Origin of the sequence: Cyanobium sp. A1C-AMD, assembly GCF_024346495.1 — a bacterium.
GTDB classification, from domain to species: Bacteria; Cyanobacteriota; Cyanobacteriia; order PCC-6307; family Cyanobiaceae; genus Cyanobium_A; species Cyanobium_A usitatum.
The window spans coordinates 1-16,280 of the sequence record NZ_JAGQDB010000057.1; the positions used below are offsets into that span (position 1 = coordinate 1).

The following is a 16,280-nucleotide window of genomic DNA, read 5'->3' on the forward strand; positions in this document are numbered from 1 at the left end:
ACTGCGCCAGCTCAATCTGCGCGGCACAAGTGGCCGCTACATCGGCTTCATTGGCCACAGTGTGATCGACTGGCCCGCCGAGCCGGCACGGTTGGATGCGGGCAACCCCGGCACGATCCGCTGCAACAGCAACAACTGCTGGCGCGACGGGTACATCGCTCCCACTCTACGCGGAGGCACCCCTGCTGGTTCACTACGCCACTACTTCAACAATCAACTCGACTGCCGCGACCAGACCTGCGACCGCATTGGTGACGTGCGCCTGCCAGGGAACTACCAACGAGGCTGGCAGCCTGTGCTCAACGATCCTGTGGCACTAACCGTGGCGCGCGACTGGTGTCCCCGTATCAGCGAACTGATGAACGCGTCTTAGGAAACAGGCGCGAGCTGCCTGGCGGCAACTTGGAGCAGCCGTTGAGCTATCTGATTCATACCAGCTATCAGTGGACCTCCTCTAAGGGCTGCTGCTCGTGGCGATGACTGAACCTGCCAGCGGAATGCCGGCCTCCTGCAGGCGCACCACCAGCCGGCGCAGCAACGCTCGCTCTGCCGCCCACTGCTCACCGGTGCGGGTGGTGAGCAACACGCTGATCTCCACGGCCTGGGGGCTCACGTGGCTAACACCACGGACGCAAGGGGCTTGCAGCAGCCCAGCACTCGAGGTTGGATCTGCCGCGAAGATCCCGCATTCGTCCTCGATCAGCGCCAGCGCCTCATCCAGCCGCGTGTTGTGGGTGGCGAGCGGAATCACCACATTCACTCCAGATCGGATCTTGGTGTGGTTCAGCAGCTGCTGGCTTGCGCTGTTGGCCACCACCACCACCCGCTGATCGGCGCTGCGCAGTTCGGTGACGAGCAGGCCCACGTCGACCACTTCACCGGTGATGCCATTGATTTCCACCACGTCGCCGACGGCGTAGTGATCGTCGAGCAACGCCACCAGGCCCGCCACCAGATCGCGCAGCAGCCCTTGGAAGGCGATCGCCAGGCCGCCGAGCAAGGCTCCACCAGCAAGCCAGGCGCCCACCGTGAGTTCACGCACCCCGGGGATATCGAGCAGCACCAGCACACCAAGCACAGCGATGCAGGCCAGATCGATCAGCCGCTGGCTGGCCTGCATCAGGTTGTGGTAGCGCTGCTCCCGCCGGGCCCGCTCCTCCATCGGCACCGCCAGGCTGCTCACCCATTGCCGCAGCACGAACAGCACCAGCAGGCGCAGGCCCAGGGCAGCGAGGCCGATCCCCAGCACCTTGGACAGGATCGAGAGGGGTTGCAGCAACACCGTGATGGCCAGTGGGATCTGGCCCGGAACCGCAGCCACCGCCAGACCCACCATCAGCACTAGCTGCACCAGCACGGCCAGGAACAGCAGCCGGATCACCCCCTGCAGCAGCTGGGCCCGGCTGCTCTGCAACTCCCGGTACTCCCTGGCCCCTTTCTGGCGATCACGCAGCCGCCGCCGCAGGCGGCCCCACAACCAAAGGCTGGCTGACACGCAAGCCAGCAACACCAGTTCAATCACCAGCGTCACTTTGAGCCGCAGCCACACCTGGCTGGGCTGCTCGGTGAGGCGGGCATGGCGCAGGCGCCGCTGCAGCAGCTGACGCCAGCGGCTGGCCAGTTGGGCGCGGCTGAGGCCATGCAGCTGGGCATCCGCCTCGGTGACGGTGAGCAGCGGAAGCGGCATGGGCCGCCCCTGCAATCTCGCCTCCAGCTGAAGGCTGCCGTCGCGGCGGGAGGCGACTTCGACGCGGAGATCGTTGGGCTTGCCGAGCACCGACCAGGGGTCGCCGCTGCAGAGCCGTTGCTTCTCCGGCCCACCGAGAACAAGGCCCTCAAGCAGCGCCTCGGCGATGGCTTCACCCTGGTCGCACAGCAGGCGGGGCTGATAGAGCAGGGAGAGGTTTCCCTCGATCACCGCAGCCCGCTGCGTCGCCTGGGGACCAGCATCCTGCTGGTTCACCACGGGCGAAGCCACGCTGATCGCCGGCACCCCGAGGATGTGAACCGGTGCCACCTCAAAGCTGCCGACCGGTTCAGCTGCCTTGGTGAGCGCATCCTCAGGCTGGTCTGCTGCCGCTGCCGACGGCAGGAAGTCCAGCCCCACCGACACAGCCATCACTAGGCAGATCACCATCGAGATCACAAGGCTCAACCACCGGTTCCAGCGCGGGGCGGCCATGGGCAGCAGATGGGTTCAATACTGGAGGGAGGCTAGGTGGCTTGGCGTCGCGGCACACCCCAGCCAATCCGGCGAGAAGCCGTCAGTGCATGGCGTTCTTCCAGGCACAAAATATGGATCAAGCTCCACCTGAACGGCGTTGGCTGTGTTGCCCTAGCCATCGTCGCTTCTGCGGCATTCATCCCCAGCGCCGACGCCCAAACAGCCACAGTTTGATGTGCGCATGTCAGACGCCCTTGTCAACCTCGGCGCCACTGAGTAGCTAAGCATCAACTGAATAAGTCTGGCCCTCAGCATTAGCGGGGCCTTATTGGTGTCATCACAACATCCCCTTACTTGGCGGAAACTGCATCCCTTCGATCACAGTGGTGCTGCTAACCGCCAGTGACTTTGGGCTGCCCGATGCCGCCTAGTCTCTGCAACAACGCCATAAAACACCAGCTTTTCTACCGCGGAACTGCAATCCATCTTGAACAGTGGGCTACCGGTCGCGTATGACCAAACCTTGCCCGAGCAACGGCGTGCAGCTGCCCGAAGCCTCCAACCGCTGGCTCGGACAGTTGCTCGCTTAGGTGCCTGACGATCCTCTTCTGCAGCAGCGGCTCATGGCCTTGGTGAACCCTGATGGGGAGCGCGCCGCGCCAGAACTCGCATCTAGCGCAACAGCTGGGCCTGCCGCGGCCCATCCAGCCTGGCCGTGAGCGCCGCCAAGAGATCAGCGATGGTCACCACCAGCCGGTAGCTGATCGCAATCGCCAGCAGCGGCGCCTCGGGGATGGCGAAGCCGAGGCGCAGCAGCAGCACCGACTCGAACACGCCCAGGCCGCCGGGGGCGCCGGGCACCACCAGGCCAGCGGTCCAGGCCAGGGCGAAGCCTGCCAGCCAGCCGCCCCAGCTGAGGCTGTAGGAGAGATCGAAGGCCTGCACGCAGCAGGCGAAGCCGCCAAAGCGCAGCAGCACAAATGCAAACTGCACCAGCAGCGGCGGCCAGGGATAGGAGCGAATCGGCGCAGTGGCGGCCGCCTCGATGTCCATGGCCAGCGCCGAGACCTTGCGGCGCTCTAGGCGACTGAGCAGGGGATTGAGCAAACGGGGCCAGAGCAAGACCAAGGGCAACAACCCCAACAAGGCCAGGCCCTGTTGCCAGCCGCCCGCAGACATCAGCGCCAGGGCCGCCACCGCCGCCACCAAGGGGTCCAGCAGCACCGCCACCAAGGCCAGAGCGCCCGGGGCCGGAGCCGCCAAGGGGGCCTCAGGGCTGCGCAACAGCTGCACGCGACTGCTGAGGTGCCAGATGCCACCGGGCAGGAATTTGCGCAGGTTGGTATCGAGGTAGGCCCGCACCAGTTCGCCCCAGCGGGGGCGCAGCCCGAACCAGCGCAACACCACGCCGAAGGCCAGGCCGTTGGCCACCAGGCTCAGCAAACTCACCCCCACCCCCAGCAGCAACCACAGCCAGCCTTGGCGATCGAGACTGAGCTGCAGCAGCTGGCGCCCGTGGCCCACTAGGGCCGCCAGCAGAAATCCAAAACTCAGCAAGCTGATCCACAGCTTCAGGCCGCCGGGCAGGGGCGGCAAGCCCTCCCACCAGGAGGCCAAACGAATCAGCCCGCGGCGGCAGCGCTGAAGCAGGGCGTGGGCAAAAGGCGGCATGCGTAGGGCTGGTTGGCTTAGGGCTGGCTGGGCAAATTGGAATCGGGCTGGGCCTCGAGGGCCTGCTGCACAACCAACCGCACCTGATCGATCCCCAGTGTGTGCTGGCGCGCAAGAGCTGCCAGGTCGACGTGTTCAGGCTTGCTGCGCCAGCGGCCGTCGGGCAGCTGGGCCTGCTTGAGCCGCACCGGCCCCAGGGGAGTGGCCAGCTCCAGGCTGCGGCGCGGCAGCACCCAGCGGGTCTGGGAATGTTCGCGCAACCCCAGGGTGCTGCTGTGCCGCCACCACACCCGGCGCAACCTCTCGGCCTGCTCGGGGGCGACAAGGGCCGTAAGCAGCTGGGCGGTGCGCCCTTTCTTCATGGCAATCGCCTGGCTGAACACATCCAGGGCCCCGGCCTGGCGCAGTTCCTCAGCCAGGAAAGCCAGATCCTCCGCCGTGGCGTCGTCGATCTGAGCCTGCTGCACCAGCACGGTTTCTTGCTGCACGGTTTCGAGCTGCACTGTTTCGAGCTGGGCAGGATCGAAGCCGCCGCAATCGGCCAGGGTGAGTCGCAGCAGGTTGGGGCGATCCAGGCTGCGCGAGCCCAGCCCCACGCCCACCCGCTTAGGCACGTGGGTGGGGGGATGGCCAAAGCGCGTCGCCCAACAGGCCGCTAAAGCCAGACCCGTGGGGGTGGTGAGTTCGCCGGGGGGGAAGCCTTCGGCTGAGGCCAGGGGAATCGCCCGCAAGCGGGCCAGCTCCAATACGGCAGGCGCCGGCAGGGGCAGGGTGCCGTGGGCCGTGGCCACCAGGCCATGACCCGCCGGCGGCGGGCTGCACACCAGCTGCTCCACCCCGAAGTGCAGCAGCCCGGCGCACACCCCCACCACATCAACCAGAGCATCAAGGGCGCCCACCTCGTGGAAGTGCACCTGCTCGGGGCTGTGGCCGTGCACCGCCGCCTCCGCCGCCGCCAGCAGGCCAAACACCTCCAGCACCCGCTGCCGCAAAGGCTCGGGCCAAGGGGCCGCTTGCAACTGGCCGCGCAGATCGCCCCAGCGCCGATGGGAAGGCTGGGGCTCCAGGCTCAGCACCTCCAAATGCAGACCGCGCAGGCCGCCGCTGCGGCGCTCTTCCAGCTCCAAGCGGTAGGTCCCGGCTAGGCCGAGAGCGGCCAGGGGGCCATCGATCTCCGCCTGCGGTAGCCCCAGATCCAGCAGGGCTGCCAAAAGCATGTTGCCGGCTAAGCCCGTGGGCGCATCCAGCAGCGCCAGCACCGCCTCAGGCCTCCCCAGCCAGGGGGCGTCCCAGCCTTGGCGCCAGGGCCAGCAGGGCATCGGCCTCCGCCTGCAGTTGCTGCTCGCTGGCGCGCAGCTGGGCCTCTACCTCGCGGCGGGCCCGGCGCTGTTCCCGCTGGGCGGTGTCAACGTCTTGGCCGGAGAGGCCCCAGAGCCGCCCCAGCAGGGCCCGGTCGTCGTTGCCGCCCACGCTTTGGCCGTAGATCAGCTGCTCGGCCACCATGCCCGCCTGCAACACCCGACTCCAGCGCCGCAGCTCCTCGGCCGGCAACTTGGCATGGGCCGGCGGTTCGAGTTCGGTGCTGCCGCTGGTGTTGAGGCCGGCCCGCAGGCAGGCCAGGGAACCCACCAGCACCTGGCGCACCGCCATCTCCTCCTGACGCGCCACCAGCAGGTGGCCCGCCTCATGAATCGCAATCCGCCGCAGGCGGGCGCGGCCCCCTGGTAGGGCTTCGGCCAGCACATGGCCGCCGCGGCCACCGAAGCGGGCCGCATCCAAGGTGAGGCCGCCCAAGCCCAGGCCCGCTATCAGGGTCACAATCCAAGGCGAAAGGCCCAGGGCGGGGCCAAGAATCGCCGCCAGGCTGATCAAGCCCACGGCCAAGCCAGCCGCCAGGGGTTGGGTCATGGCCGGCGCGGGCCGCCCTGAGCAGCCGCCGCCGGCCGTGCCTTGCCGCCCTTACCGCCCTTGCTAGCGGCACCATCGCGGCGCCCCTTGCCGCCCCGGTTACCCCGCTGGGCCACCGGACCAATCACTTCAAAGCTCTCCAGCTGCAGCTGCTGGGCCTGACGGCGCAGGTTGAGCGCCACGAAGTGGCGCAAATGCTCGAGGGGCACATCACCCTTCAGCTGCAGCTTGAAGGGCACGGGGCGGCTGCCATCCGGGCGGGGCATCACCCGCACCTTCACCACCAGATCGCCGGTTTCAGGGCGGGTGTAAATCAATTCACCGCGCACCGAAAAGTAGTCGTCCCCCTCGGGCAAGGCGTCTTCTGGGCTATCCGCAGCAGGACTCTCGGCAGCAGGGGATTCAGCTTCCTCGCCCGCGGCCAGGGTGCTGGGCTCCCACACACCCACCATCTGCAGGTGCAACCCCTCCTCCTCCCTCGAGCGGGGGTAAACCACCCAGAGATGGGGCTCTTCGAGGTTGAGGTGGCGGCGCATCAAAGTGAGCAGCCGGCCCAGCACCACGGCCTCAAGCTCGGTGCCATCAGCCGTGCGGATCACCCCCCGGGTGAGCTGCTCGGCATCGGTGGGTACATAAACGCCTCGCACCACGCCAATGGCCCGGTATTGCGTGGGTTCGGTTACCGGAGAAATCGGGTGTTGGCGCATGGGCTGAACTTTAAGTGCCCCCAGGGCAAAGGGACAAAGGGCAGACTGGCAGCCCACCGCAGGCCGCTTGCCAATGCCCGCCGCTCCCAACCGTTCCGGGATCTGGACTGGGCTCGCCATTGCGGGGGCAGGAGCGCTGTGCATCGCCGCTGGCTGGTGGCTGGGACAGCTGCAGGCCGGTTCGGCTGGATCCGATCCCTCCCGCACGGCCCTGGAGCGTCAGGCCTCCTCCCTGCAGCAGCGGCTCAACCAGGGCGAGGCCAGCCAGGCCGAACAGCAGCGGCTGCTGGAGCTACTGGTAGCTCTGGATCGCAAAGCGGAGGCCACAGTGCTGCTGGAGCGCCTAGCCGACCAGCAACCCCAGCAGTGGTCGCTGCGGCTGCTGCTGGCCGAGCTGCGCCGCGACCAGCAGGACCGCAGCGGCGCTGAGCGGGAGGTGCGCCAACTGCTCAACCTGCGGCCCGGCCAGATCGAGGGTCTGCAACTGATGGCCCTGCTGCAACTGGAAATGGGGCGTGGAGCCCTTGCCCAGAGCCAGCTGGAGGCGGCGCTGCAGAGGGCTAGCAAACCCCAGCTGAAGCCGGAGGCCCTGCCGATCGGCCTGCTGCTTGCCAACCTGCTGCAGAAGCGAGGTCAGGCGGGCCAGGCAGAGTCGCTGCTGCTCAAATTGGCCGCAGAATTCCCCACCGACCAACGCCCCCTGCTGGCGCGGGCGATGCTGCAGCAGGAGCGCGGCGATATCAAAGGCGCCCAGGAGTCGCTGGCGTTAGCGCGCTCCCGCAAACCTGGCCCAAGCGACCCGCGCCTGGATCAGGTTGCCGCCGCCTGGGGTTTGGCGCCGCTCAGGGACCCTTCACCGTTACCGCCGGGGAAGCCGACGCCGGCGCTGCAGGCGGAGAGTGGAAATCCCTGAGGGCCGCGTCCACCGCATCGCCAGGGTTGGTGGCGTTATCCATGGAGGTGGCCTTGCGCAGCTTGTTCATCAAGTCGATTGGGTTGGCGGAATCGAGCGCCGAACCACCTTTATTGGTTCCGGTGCCGTAATCGAGCTCCCGCTGCTGCTGGGGGCTGCTGATCGTTTGGCCGTAGCCCTTTTCCTGAGCCCTGGCCGCTCCAACTCCAGCTACAGAAGCAACTCCAACTACCGAAGCAATCCCAACTACAGAAGCAACCCCCGCGGCCAAAGCAACCGTTGCGCCGAAGTAGCCCAAGGCATGGCATCCCAGGGCCTTGCTTCCCAGTGCACTGGCAGAGCGTGTGCTGGACAGCGGCGAACTATCAGCGGCCATGGGTTATGCACTCCGATGCTCTCCGAGTCCCATCCTAGGTGCGTTCCCCAGGGTGGGTTTCGGCCGCCTCCCTGCTGACCCCCTACCTATGAAGATCGCCACCTGGAACGTCAACTCGGTGCGCACACGCCTCGAGCAGGTGCTCGCCTGGCTGCAACAGGAACGCCCCGATGTGCTGTGCCTGCAGGAAACCAAGGTGACAGATGAGCTGTTTCCGCGTGAAGCCTTTGAGGCCCTGGGCTACGCGGTGGCCATCAGCGGCCAGAAGGCCTACAACGGCGTCGCCATCCTCAGCCTGCTACCACTGGAGGACGTGCAGATCGGCTTTGAGGCCCTACTGCCCGCCGAGCAAGAAGCCGCCGGTCTCAGCGAGCAGAAACGGGTGATCAGCGCCCTGATCGACGGCATCCGGGTGCTGAATCTCTACGTGCCCAATGGCAGCTCGCTCAAGAGCGAAAAGTACGCCTACAAGCTTGAGTGGTTGGCCTGCCTGCGGCGCTACCTGGAGGAGCAGGAGCGCCAGGGAGATCCCCTCTGCATGGTGGGCGATTTCAACATCGGCCCCGAGGCCCGCGACATCCACGATCCGGAGCGACTAAGCGGCGGCATCATGGCCAGCGCGGCGGAGCGCTCAGCCCTGCAGCAGCTGCTGGGCGAGCGGCTCACAGACGTGTTTCGGGTGTTCGAGCCAGAGGCCGGGCACTGGAGCTGGTGGGACTACCGCACCGGCGCCTGGGACCGGGACCGGGGCTGGCGTATCGACCACATCTACCTCTGCGAACAACTGCTCGCCAGCGCCACCGGCTGCGTTATCCACAAGGCCACCCGGGGCAATGAGCAGCCCAGTGACCACGCCCCGGTGGTGGTGAATCTGGTGTGGCCGCCTGAAACCGACGACTGGAACTAAGCCCGGTTAAAACACCACCGCTTCATCGGGCAGCGCCTGGCCCTGGGCCTGCAGCACCGCCACCCTGCGGGCCGATTCGCCGCAACTACTTGGGGTGGGGAAGATCTTGCCGGGATTAGCAATATTCAGCGGATCGAAGGCCCGGCGCACCAGCTGCATCGTGGCCAGGTCATCGGGGCTGTACATCCAGTCGAGGTAGCAGCGCTTATCGCTACCCACCCCGTGCTCACCGCTGATGCTGCCCCCCTCATCCACACACAGCCGCAAAATGTCGGCGCCCAGGGCCTTCACCCGCTCCTCGATGCCGGGCTCCTGGGCCGAATAAAGGATCAAGGGGTGCAGGTTGCCGTCACCGGCATGAAAAACATTGGCCACCGGCAAGCCGTAGCTGGCGCTGAGCTGCTCAATCGCCGCTAGCACCCGGGGCAGGGCACTGCGGGGCACTACGCCGTCCTGGAGGTAGTAGCTGGGGAAGCGGCGACCCAAGGCTGATACGGCCGATTTGCGCCCTTTCCACAGCAGGGCGCGCTCCTGGGCATCGGTGGCCTGGCGCACGCTGCGGGCACCCGCCTGGGAGCAGAGCTGGGTGGAGAGCTGCACCGCTGCCGCCACCTCCCCCTCCTGACCATCGAGCTCGATCAACAGCAGTGCCGCCGCATCGCGGGGGTATTCATCAACTCCGAAGTAGTCGTTCACCGCCTCGATCGTGAGGCGATCCATCATTTCCATGCCAGCAGGCAGCAAGCCGGCGGCAGTCACCTGACGCACCGCCTCGCCGGCCGCTTCCATGCTGGTGAAGTCGGCTAGCAGCACGGCCACGCTCTGGGGCGCCCGCAGCAGCCTCAAGGTGATCGCCGTAGCGATACCCAAAGTGCCCTCACTGCCTATAAAAGCTCCCCGCAGATCGAGTTCGGGGGTTTCGTCGAGGTCGCTGCCCAAGGTGGTAACGCTGCCATCTGGCAGCACCACCTCCAGGCCCAGCACATGGTTGCTGGTCACGCCGTATTTGAGGCAGTGCACGCCACCGGAATTTTCGGCCACGTTGCCGCCGATGCTGCAGGCCACCTGGCTGGAGGGATCTGGGGCGTAATAAAAGCCATCGCCGGCCACCGCCCGTGTCACCCAGCTGTTGATCACACCGGGCTGCACCGTGATGCGCTGGTTTTCCAGATCTATGGCCAGCACCTGGCGCATGCGGCTGGTGGCGATCACCAGGGACTCGATCTCGGCTACTGCGCCTCCGGAGAGGCCGGTGCCGCTGCCCCGGGCCACAAACGGCACCCCCTGCTGGTGGCAGAGCTTTACCGCGGCAGCCACCTGGGCCGTCGTCTCAGGCAGCACCACCAGGGGCGGCTGGTGCCGGCTCAGGGTGAGGCCATCGCAGTCGTAGGCCAGTAGCTCCTGGCGCGCCGACACCACGGCGCGGGGTGGCAGGAACTGGCGTAACTGCCGCTCCATCTCTGGCCAATTGATGCCCAGATGAACCCATCGCAAGAAGCCCAATTTACCGAGCAAGCACTACGGGCCGGTTTTGGGTCAGGATGGTTGATGGTTTTGTTCCTCTGTGGGTTCCGCTTTGACCTCGGCTGCCACCTCTGCCCCGGCCTCGGGTTCTACCTTCAACACGAGCCGCTCCCAAGAGCTCTTCAATGCTGCCCAGAGCTTGATGCCAGGTGGCGTCAGCTCTCCGGTGCGGGCGTTTAAATCGGTCGGTGGCCAGCCGATCGTCTTCGATCGGGTCAAGGGCTCCTACGCCTGGGACGTAGACGGCAATCGCTACATCGACTACATCGGCAGCTGGGGGCCGGCTATCTGCGGCCATGCCCACCCCGAGGTGATCGCAGCCCTGCACGAGGCCCTCGACAAGGGAACCAGCTTCGGCGCCCCCTGCGCCCTGGAAAACACCCTCGCCGAGATGGTGATCGCAGCCGTGCCCTCGGTGGAGATGGTGCGCTTCGTCAACAGCGGCACGGAGGCCTGCATGTCGGTGCTGCGCCTGATGCGCGCCTTCACCGGCCGCGAAAAAATCATCAAGTTCGAGGGCTGCTATCACGGCCACGCCGACATGTTTTTGGTGAAGGCCGGCTCCGGGGTGGCCACCCTGGGCCTGCCCGATTCCCCTGGCGTGCCCCGCAGCACCGCCGCCAGCACCCTCACCGCCCCCTACAACGATCTGGAAGCCGTCAAGCAGCTCTTCGCTGAGAACCCCGGTGAAATCGCCGGCTTGATTCTTGAGCCTGTGGTGGGCAATGCGGGCTTCATCACCCCCGAGCCTGGCTTCCTCGAGGGCATCCGCGAGCTCACCAAGGAGAACGGCGCCCTGCTGGTATTCGACGAGGTGATGACCGGCTTCCGCATCAGCTACGGCGGCGCCCAGGCCAAATTCGGCATTACCCCCGACCTCACCACCATGGGCAAGGTGATCGGTGGCGGCCTGCCCGTGGGGGCCTACGGCGGCAGAGCCGACATCATGGCGATGGTGGCCCCAGCCGGCCCCATGTATCAAGCCGGCACCCTCAGTGGCAATCCCCTGGCGATGACCGCCGGCATCAAGACCCTGCAGCTGCTGCAGCAGCCCGGCACCTACGAGCGCCTAGAGGTAATCACCAAGCGGTTGGTCACCGGCATCCTTGATGCTGCCCGCAGCGCCGGTCTGCCTATCTGCGGCGGCTCGATCAGCGCCATGTTTGGTTTCTTCCTCTGCGATGGCCCGGTGCGCAACTTCGAGGATGCCAAGGCGGCCGACACGGTTCGCTTCGGCAAACTGCATCGCGCCATGCTTGAGCGCGGCGTTTACCTGGCCCCAAGCGCCTTCGAGGCGGGCTTTACCTCCCTGGCCCACTCAGACGCCGACATCGACGCCACCATCGCGGCATTCCGCGAATGCTTCGCAGCGGTGGCTTGACCCCGGCTCCCATGAAGCGTCGTCTTGCCTCCAGCCTGGCCGCCTTGCTCTCTGCTGCTGCACTCAGCGCCTGCCAGGGCTCAGATGATCAGGGTCCAGTCAATCTGAGCAAGGGCGTTCCCGTTGGGGCCGTATTGGCACTCACCGGCAATGCCAACGTCTACGGCCAAGACCAGAAAATCGGCATCGAGCTCTCCCTGGCAGCCCTCAATGGCGCCGGCGGCGTTAACGGCAAACCGCTATCCCTAAGCATCGAAGACGGGGGCAGCGCGGAGCCCAGTGCCAACGCTGCCGTGTCCTTGCAGATCAACCGGGGCATACTTGCCCTGATCGGCCCCACCCTCTCCCAGCAATCATTTTCTGCCGGTCCGATCGCCCAGCGCCGGGGCGTGCCCTTGGTGGCTCCTTCTAATACCGCTACCGGCATTCCGGAGATCGGCTATTTCATTAGCCGGGTATCAGCCCAAAGCTCGGTGATCGCGCCGCTCTCGATTGCCAAGGCCCTGCAACTCAACCCGGGCATCCGCCGGGCAGCGGTTTTTTACGCCCAAGACGACGCATACAGCACCGCAGAGACGGTGATCTTCCAGCAGGCCCTCACAGCCAAGGGACTCAAGCCAGTCACGGTGCAACGCACCCAGCTCAACGACCAGGACTTCCAGAGCCAGATCACCGCCGCCCTAAATCAGAAGCCTGATCTGGTGGTGCTGTCGCTGCAGGCGATGGATGGCGGCAACCTCATACGCCAGCTGCGGGAGCTCGGCTCCCGCGGCGCGATCGTGGTGGGTAATGGTATGAACACGCCAAACATCTACCCGATCTGCCAGAAATATTGCGACGGCATCTTGATCGCCCAGGCCTACAGCCCGGAGCTGCAGACGCCAGCCAACCAACGCTTTACCGCAGCCTTCGCTGCCGCCCAGGCCCGCAATCCCAAGGTCAGCCCGATCCCACCCCAGCTCACCGCCCAGGCGTACACAGCCATGCAGGTGATCGGCGAAGCGCTCGGCCGCCTAGATCGCAGGCAACCGCTCAAGGGCCTCCCGCTAGCCCAGGCCCGCAAGGCCCTGATGGCTGAAATCCTCGGCGGCGCCTACCAAACCCCCCTCGGTGAAATCCGCTTCACGCCGGAGGGCGAGGTGATTCAGAAAAACTTCTTTGTCGCCCAGGTGCGCATGAATGCTGGGGGCAAAAGCGGACGCTTTAGCCTGCTGCCGTAGGGCAGCGGCATGGAAGGCCTGCTGCAACTGCTGTTCAACGGGCTTTCGGTAGGAGCTGTATACGCCCTGTTTGCCCTTGGCTACACCTTGGTGTTTTCAGTGCTGGGGGTGATCAACTTCGCCCACGGGGCGATTTTCACCCTGGGTGCTTACTTCACCTATCTGCTGATTGGGGGCGCGGTGGGTGCTAATGGTTTATTGGCCGGCCTGCAGTTCCCCTTTGCCCTGCCCTTCTGGCTTGCTCTGCCACTGGCGGGCATAGCCGCAGCCGCCGTGGCCCTAGTGGTGGAGCGCATCGCCTTCCGCCCCCTGCGCGATCAAGGCTCGGATCCCCTGCTGGCCCTGATCACCAGCCTTGGGGCCGGTGTGATTTTGGTGAACCTGATCCAGCTGCTGGTGGGAGCCGAGAGCTATTCGATTCCTGTGGGCACCCTTGGATCCCTGCCGGCGGCGCTGAGCATCGCCGGCGCCAAGGTGCGCACCGTGCAGGTGATTCTGCTGGCCATCTCCGGCCTGCTACTGGCAGCCCTTTCGATCTGGATAAACGGCAGCCGCAGCGGCAAGGCGCTGCAAGCCGTTTCCGAAGACCCGGTCACCGCCCAGCTGCTCGGCATCAACAGCGCTCGCGTGATCCAGATCGCCTTTGGCATCAGCGGCTTCCTGGCAGGCATGGCCGGCGGCCTGGTGGGGTTGAGCATCAGCATCGCCGGGCCTTACTTCGGCATTGGCTATGGGCTTAAGGGGCTGGGAGTACTGGTGCTGGGGGGGCTCGGCAGCGTGCCTGGGGCCGTGCTTGGTGGCTTGATCATCGGCCTGGCCGAGGCCTGCGTGCCCGCCGATCTATCGGGCTACAAAGATGCGGTCTCCTTTGGCTTCCTGTTCCTGATGCTGTTGATCAGGCCCCAGGGTCTGCTGGGCCGACCCCAGGCCAACAAGGTTTGATCAGCATGGACGCCGGCCTGCTCGAACAAATGCTGCTGGGGGCCCTACTGGGCCTGTCGGTGTACCTGCCCCTGCGCTGCGGCCAGCTCTCCCTCGCCACTCCGGGCTTCTTCGCCATCGGCGGCACGGTGGCAGCCCTGCTATCAACGCGGGTCCCCGCCCTAGCCGGCAGCGGCAGCACCTACCCAATCACTTCAGTTTTGCTGGAGATGGCTCTAGCGGCCCTGCTCACAGGCGTGCTGGCCCTGGGCCTGGGCAAGGTGGTGCTGCGGCTGCGGGGCATCTACCTAGCCATCGCCACGATCGCCCTGGTCGAGATTCTGCGGGTTGTCACCCTCAACCTGGAATTCACTGGCGGAGCCCTGGGCATCTTCGGCATCCCCCAGCCCTTCAATAGCGCCGCTGGCTACGCCGCCTTCACCCTGGCGCTGTTGGCCCTGATCTGCTGGCTATGCGACCGGCTCGAAAAGACCCGGCCCGGCCGGGCCATGGCCGCCATCCGCGACGACGAACTGGCCGCCGCCAGCCAGGGCATCAACACCGCCGACACCAAACTGCTCGCTTTTGTACTGAGTGCCCTAGTGGCGGGAATCACAGGCGTGGTTGCGGCCCACTTCCTCAACTCCTGGAACGCCAAGCTGGGCAACTTCGACGCCAGCATCACCACCCTGGCGTTTGTGGTGTTCGGCGGCTCGCGCACCTGGCTGGGGCCGGTGTTTGGCGGGCTGCTGCTCACCGCCCTACCAGAGCTGCTGCGCCCGGTCGGCGACCTGCGCCTAATCGTGTTTGGCGCTGTGATTCTGGTCGGTCCCCTGTTCTTTCCCCAGGGAGTGATCACCCCGGAGCTGTTCAAGTGGTTCAAGCCGCGAATACGAGGCATCCCCACGGCAGCAGCGCAGGGGGTAAAGCAATGAACCTGCTCCAGCTTGAGGATGTGGGGGTCCGCTTTGGTGGCCTGCGGGCCTTGCAGGCTGTCGATCTTGAGGTGAAGCAGGGCGAGATTTTTGGCCTGCTCGGCCCCAACGGTGCCGGCAAGACCACCCTTTTCAACGTGATTTCTGGCCTCACCGCCCCCAGCAGCGGCACCGTGCGCTGGCGGGGGGCAAGCCTTGCTGGCCTCAGCAGCCACCGCATTGCCCGCCTCGGCATCGCTCGTACCTTCCAGAATCTGCGGCTATTCAGCAGCATGAGCTGCCTTGAAAATGTGCTCGTGGGAATGCATCAGCACGCCCGTCAGCCGCCCCTCGCAGCCCTACTGCAAACCCAGTCCTTTCGCCGCCGCGAATCCGAGCTGCAGCAAGAGGCTCTAGCGCTGCTTGACCTATTTCAACTGGAAGCCACTGCCCACCAAGACGCCGCTAGCCTCTCCTATGGAGACCGGCGCCGGCTGGAGATGGCCCGGGCCCTGGCCAGCCGTCCCCAGCTCCTGCTGCTCGATGAGCCGGCCGCTGGCATGAACCCCTCAGAGAAAGATGAGCTGCGGGAGCTGATTCGGCGCATCCGGGACCAGTTCAAGCTGACGGTGCTGATCATTGAGCACCATGTGCCCTTGATGTTGGGCCTGTGCGACCGGCTGGCGGTGCTCAACTTCGGCCAACGCATCTCCCTGGGCAGCCCCGACCAAGTGCGGCGCGACCCGGCGGTGATCGAGGCCTATCTGGGCGGTGGCGCATGAACGGCCCCCAAGCGCCCCTGCTCGAGCTGCGCAACCTGGTGGTGCGGTACGGCAGCATCACGGCCCTGCATGGCATCAATCTGAAGGTGCAAGCTGGCGAGTTGGTGACCCTGCTAGGGGCCAATGGCGCCGGTAAAAGCACCACCCTGCGGGCCATCTCCGGCCTGATTCACCCCGTCGGCGGCGAGATCCTCTGGCATGGCGGCTTGATCAATCGCCTGCGCACCGAGCGCACCGTGAAGTTGGGCATCAGCCACTGCCCGGAGGGCCGGCGCGTGCTCAGCCGCCAGTCGGTAGCCGACAACCTGGCCCTGGGCGCCTGGTTGCGCCGGGACAAAGTCGCTATCGCCACAGATCTGGAGCGCTGCTACGCCTTGTTTCCCCGCCTGGCCGAGCGCCGCAGCCAGCTGGCCGGCTCCCTCTCCGGAGGAGAGCAGCAGATGCTCGCCATCAGCCGCTCCCTGATGGCCAGGCCCACCCTGTTGATGCTGGATGAGCCGAGTCTGGGATTAGCGCCCCGGCTCGTAGCCGAGGTGATGGCAGCTCTGTCCGAGCTGCACCGAGACGGGCTCACCATTCTGCTTGTAGAGCAAAACGCCCAGGCCGCCCTGACCATTGCCGATCGTGGCCTTGTGCTGGAGGCGGGCAGCATCAGCGCCGGCGGCAGCGCAGAACAACTCCTGGCCGACAACAGCCTCCAGGCTTCCTATCTGGGGGCGAACTGAGCAGCTGCAGCTCAATCGTTCTCGGTAGCTCCAAAGCAATGCATTAGGGCATCGCCCCAGCTGTTGATCCCGGCGAGCTCATGGTCCTTCGCGCTGCCCAAGGCCTTGGCGTGCTCGCGCAGCAGCACTGTCTTATCGATGGCATGTCCATGCTCAGCCGCCATGGC

At 66.0% G+C, this 16,280-nt stretch carries 16 protein-coding genes; 9 read left to right on the forward strand and 7 right to left on the reverse strand.

Annotated features, from left to right (window positions below):
• On the forward strand, window positions 1–373 hold a 373-nt coding region (locus KBY74_RS09855), incomplete at its 5' end, for a hypothetical protein (RefSeq protein WP_254942547.1).
• 81 nt (window positions 374–454) lie between these two features.
• Here KBY74_RS09855 and KBY74_RS09860 read toward each other — a convergent pair.
• The 5 genes from KBY74_RS09860 to KBY74_RS09880 all read right to left on the reverse strand — a co-directional run bounded on the left by KBY74_RS09860 (window position 455) and on the right by KBY74_RS09880 (window position 6,450).
• A complete protein-coding gene (locus KBY74_RS09860) occupies window positions 455–2,182 on the reverse strand; it encodes a mechanosensitive ion channel family protein (RefSeq protein ID WP_254942548.1) in 1,728 nt (575 codons plus the stop codon).
• 654 nt (window positions 2,183–2,836) lie between these two features.
• A complete protein-coding gene (locus KBY74_RS09865; protein WP_254942549.1) occupies window positions 2,837–3,835 on the reverse strand; it encodes a lysylphosphatidylglycerol synthase domain-containing protein in 999 nt (332 codons plus the stop codon).
• Window positions 3,836–3,852: 17 nt separating this feature from the next.
• Window positions 3,853–5,052 (reverse strand): LarC family nickel insertion protein, encoded by a 1,200-nt coding sequence (locus tag KBY74_RS09870; protein WP_396123174.1) that lies wholly within the window; start codon window positions 5,050–5,052, stop codon window positions 3,853–3,855.
• 46 nt (window positions 5,053–5,098) lie between these two features.
• Complete coding sequence (locus KBY74_RS09875; protein WP_254942551.1) at window positions 5,099–5,743, reverse strand: hypothetical protein; 645 nt, start codon at window positions 5,741–5,743, stop codon at window positions 5,099–5,101.
• Complete coding sequence (locus KBY74_RS09880; RefSeq protein ID WP_254942552.1) at window positions 5,740–6,450, reverse strand: hypothetical protein; 711 nt, start codon at window positions 6,448–6,450, stop codon at window positions 5,740–5,742. Before KBY74_RS09880 ends, KBY74_RS09875 begins: the two co-directional genes overlap by 4 nt.
• 73 nt (window positions 6,451–6,523) lie before the next feature.
• Here KBY74_RS09880 and KBY74_RS09885 point away from each other — a divergent pair, with 73 nt between their 5' ends.
• Entirely contained in the window at window positions 6,524–7,363 is an 840-nt protein-coding gene (locus KBY74_RS09885; RefSeq protein ID WP_254942553.1) for a hypothetical protein, read from the forward strand.
• Here KBY74_RS09885 and KBY74_RS09890 read toward each other — a convergent pair.
• Window positions 7,293–7,739, reverse strand: coding sequence for a hypothetical protein (locus KBY74_RS09890; protein ID WP_254942554.1), 447 nt, complete (start codon window positions 7,737–7,739; stop codon window positions 7,293–7,295). The two genes, KBY74_RS09885 and KBY74_RS09890, sit on opposite strands and share 71 nt — an antisense overlap.
• A gap of 88 nt (window positions 7,740–7,827) precedes the next feature.
• On the opposite strand from KBY74_RS09890, the gene xth reads away from it, so the two are divergent.
• Window positions 7,828–8,646 carry an exodeoxyribonuclease III gene (xth, locus tag KBY74_RS09895; protein WP_254942555.1) on the forward strand — a complete coding sequence of 273 codons (819 nt, stop codon included), beginning with the start codon at window positions 7,828–7,830 and terminating at the stop codon, window positions 8,644–8,646.
• Between the two features lie 6 nt (window positions 8,647–8,652).
• On the opposite strand, the gene KBY74_RS09900 is transcribed toward xth, so the two are convergent.
• Complete coding sequence (locus tag KBY74_RS09900; RefSeq protein ID WP_254942561.1) at window positions 8,653–10,104, reverse strand: FAD-linked oxidase C-terminal domain-containing protein; 1,452 nt, start codon at window positions 10,102–10,104, stop codon at window positions 8,653–8,655.
• A gap of 208 nt (window positions 10,105–10,312) precedes the next feature.
• On the opposite strand from KBY74_RS09900, the gene hemL reads away from it, so the two are divergent.
• From hemL to KBY74_RS09930, 6 genes are read left to right on the forward strand one after another with little or no spacing between them, the layout of a single operon-like run.
• Entirely contained in the window at window positions 10,313–11,551 is a 1,239-nt protein-coding gene (gene hemL, locus KBY74_RS09905) for a glutamate-1-semialdehyde 2,1-aminomutase (protein ID WP_254942562.1), read from the forward strand.
• 11 nt (window positions 11,552–11,562) lie between these two features.
• Window positions 11,563–12,771 (forward strand): ABC transporter substrate-binding protein, encoded by a 1,209-nt coding sequence (locus tag KBY74_RS09910; RefSeq protein ID WP_254942556.1) that lies wholly within the window; start codon window positions 11,563–11,565, stop codon window positions 12,769–12,771.
• Between the two features lie 9 nt (window positions 12,772–12,780).
• Complete coding sequence (locus tag KBY74_RS09915) at window positions 12,781–13,713, forward strand: branched-chain amino acid ABC transporter permease (RefSeq protein WP_254942557.1); 933 nt, start codon at window positions 12,781–12,783, stop codon at window positions 13,711–13,713.
• A gap of 5 nt (window positions 13,714–13,718) precedes the next feature.
• Window positions 13,719–14,627 carry a branched-chain amino acid ABC transporter permease gene (locus tag KBY74_RS09920; RefSeq protein ID WP_254942558.1) on the forward strand — a complete coding sequence of 303 codons (909 nt, stop codon included), beginning with the start codon at window positions 13,719–13,721 and terminating at the stop codon, window positions 14,625–14,627.
• Window positions 14,624–15,388: an ABC transporter ATP-binding protein gene (locus tag KBY74_RS09925; protein ID WP_254942559.1), complete on the forward strand. Its 765-nt coding sequence runs from the start codon at window positions 14,624–14,626 to the stop codon at window positions 15,386–15,388. The genes KBY74_RS09920 and KBY74_RS09925 overlap by 4 nt, the downstream gene beginning before the upstream one ends.
• Window positions 15,385–16,113 carry an ABC transporter ATP-binding protein gene (locus KBY74_RS09930; protein WP_254942560.1) on the forward strand — a complete coding sequence of 243 codons (729 nt, stop codon included), beginning with the start codon at window positions 15,385–15,387 and terminating at the stop codon, window positions 16,111–16,113. The genes KBY74_RS09925 and KBY74_RS09930 overlap by 4 nt, the downstream gene beginning before the upstream one ends.
• Window positions 16,114–16,280 lie beyond the last annotated feature (167 nt).

Bases quoted from the DNA above. Each gene is read 5' to 3' on its own strand.
- KBY74_RS09860 (WP_254942548.1), bottom strand. From the start codon at position 2,182: ATGGCCGCCCCGCGCTGGAACCGGTGGTTGAGCCTTGTGATCTCGATG.
- KBY74_RS09865 (WP_254942549.1), bottom strand. From the start codon at position 3,835: ATGCCGCCTTTTGCCCACGCCCTGCTTCAGCGCTGCCGCCGCGGGCTG.
- KBY74_RS09870 (WP_396123174.1), bottom strand. From the start codon at position 5,052: ATGCTTTTGGCAGCCCTGCTGGATCTGGGGCTACCGCAGGCGGAGATC.
- KBY74_RS09875 (WP_254942551.1), bottom strand. From the start codon at position 5,743: ATGACCCAACCCCTGGCGGCTGGCTTGGCCGTGGGCTTGATCAGCCTG.
- KBY74_RS09880 (WP_254942552.1), bottom strand. From the start codon at position 6,450: ATGCGCCAACACCCGATTTCTCCGGTAACCGAACCCACGCAATACCGG.
- KBY74_RS09885 (WP_254942553.1), top strand. From the start codon at position 6,524: ATGCCCGCCGCTCCCAACCGTTCCGGGATCTGGACTGGGCTCGCCATT.
- KBY74_RS09890 (WP_254942554.1), bottom strand. From the start codon at position 7,739: ATGGCCGCTGATAGTTCGCCGCTGTCCAGCACACGCTCTGCCAGTGCA.
- xth (WP_254942555.1), top strand. From the start codon at position 7,828: ATGAAGATCGCCACCTGGAACGTCAACTCGGTGCGCACACGCCTCGAG.
- KBY74_RS09900 (WP_254942561.1), bottom strand. From the start codon at position 10,104: ATGGAGCGGCAGTTACGCCAGTTCCTGCCACCCCGCGCCGTGGTGTCG.
- hemL (WP_254942562.1), top strand. From the start codon at position 10,313: ATGCCAGGTGGCGTCAGCTCTCCGGTGCGGGCGTTTAAATCGGTCGGT.
- KBY74_RS09910 (WP_254942556.1), top strand. From the start codon at position 11,563: ATGAAGCGTCGTCTTGCCTCCAGCCTGGCCGCCTTGCTCTCTGCTGCT.
- KBY74_RS09915 (WP_254942557.1), top strand. From the start codon at position 12,781: ATGGAAGGCCTGCTGCAACTGCTGTTCAACGGGCTTTCGGTAGGAGCT.
- KBY74_RS09920 (WP_254942558.1), top strand. From the start codon at position 13,719: ATGGACGCCGGCCTGCTCGAACAAATGCTGCTGGGGGCCCTACTGGGC.
- KBY74_RS09925 (WP_254942559.1), top strand. From the start codon at position 14,624: ATGAACCTGCTCCAGCTTGAGGATGTGGGGGTCCGCTTTGGTGGCCTG.
- KBY74_RS09930 (WP_254942560.1), top strand. From the start codon at position 15,385: ATGAACGGCCCCCAAGCGCCCCTGCTCGAGCTGCGCAACCTGGTGGTG.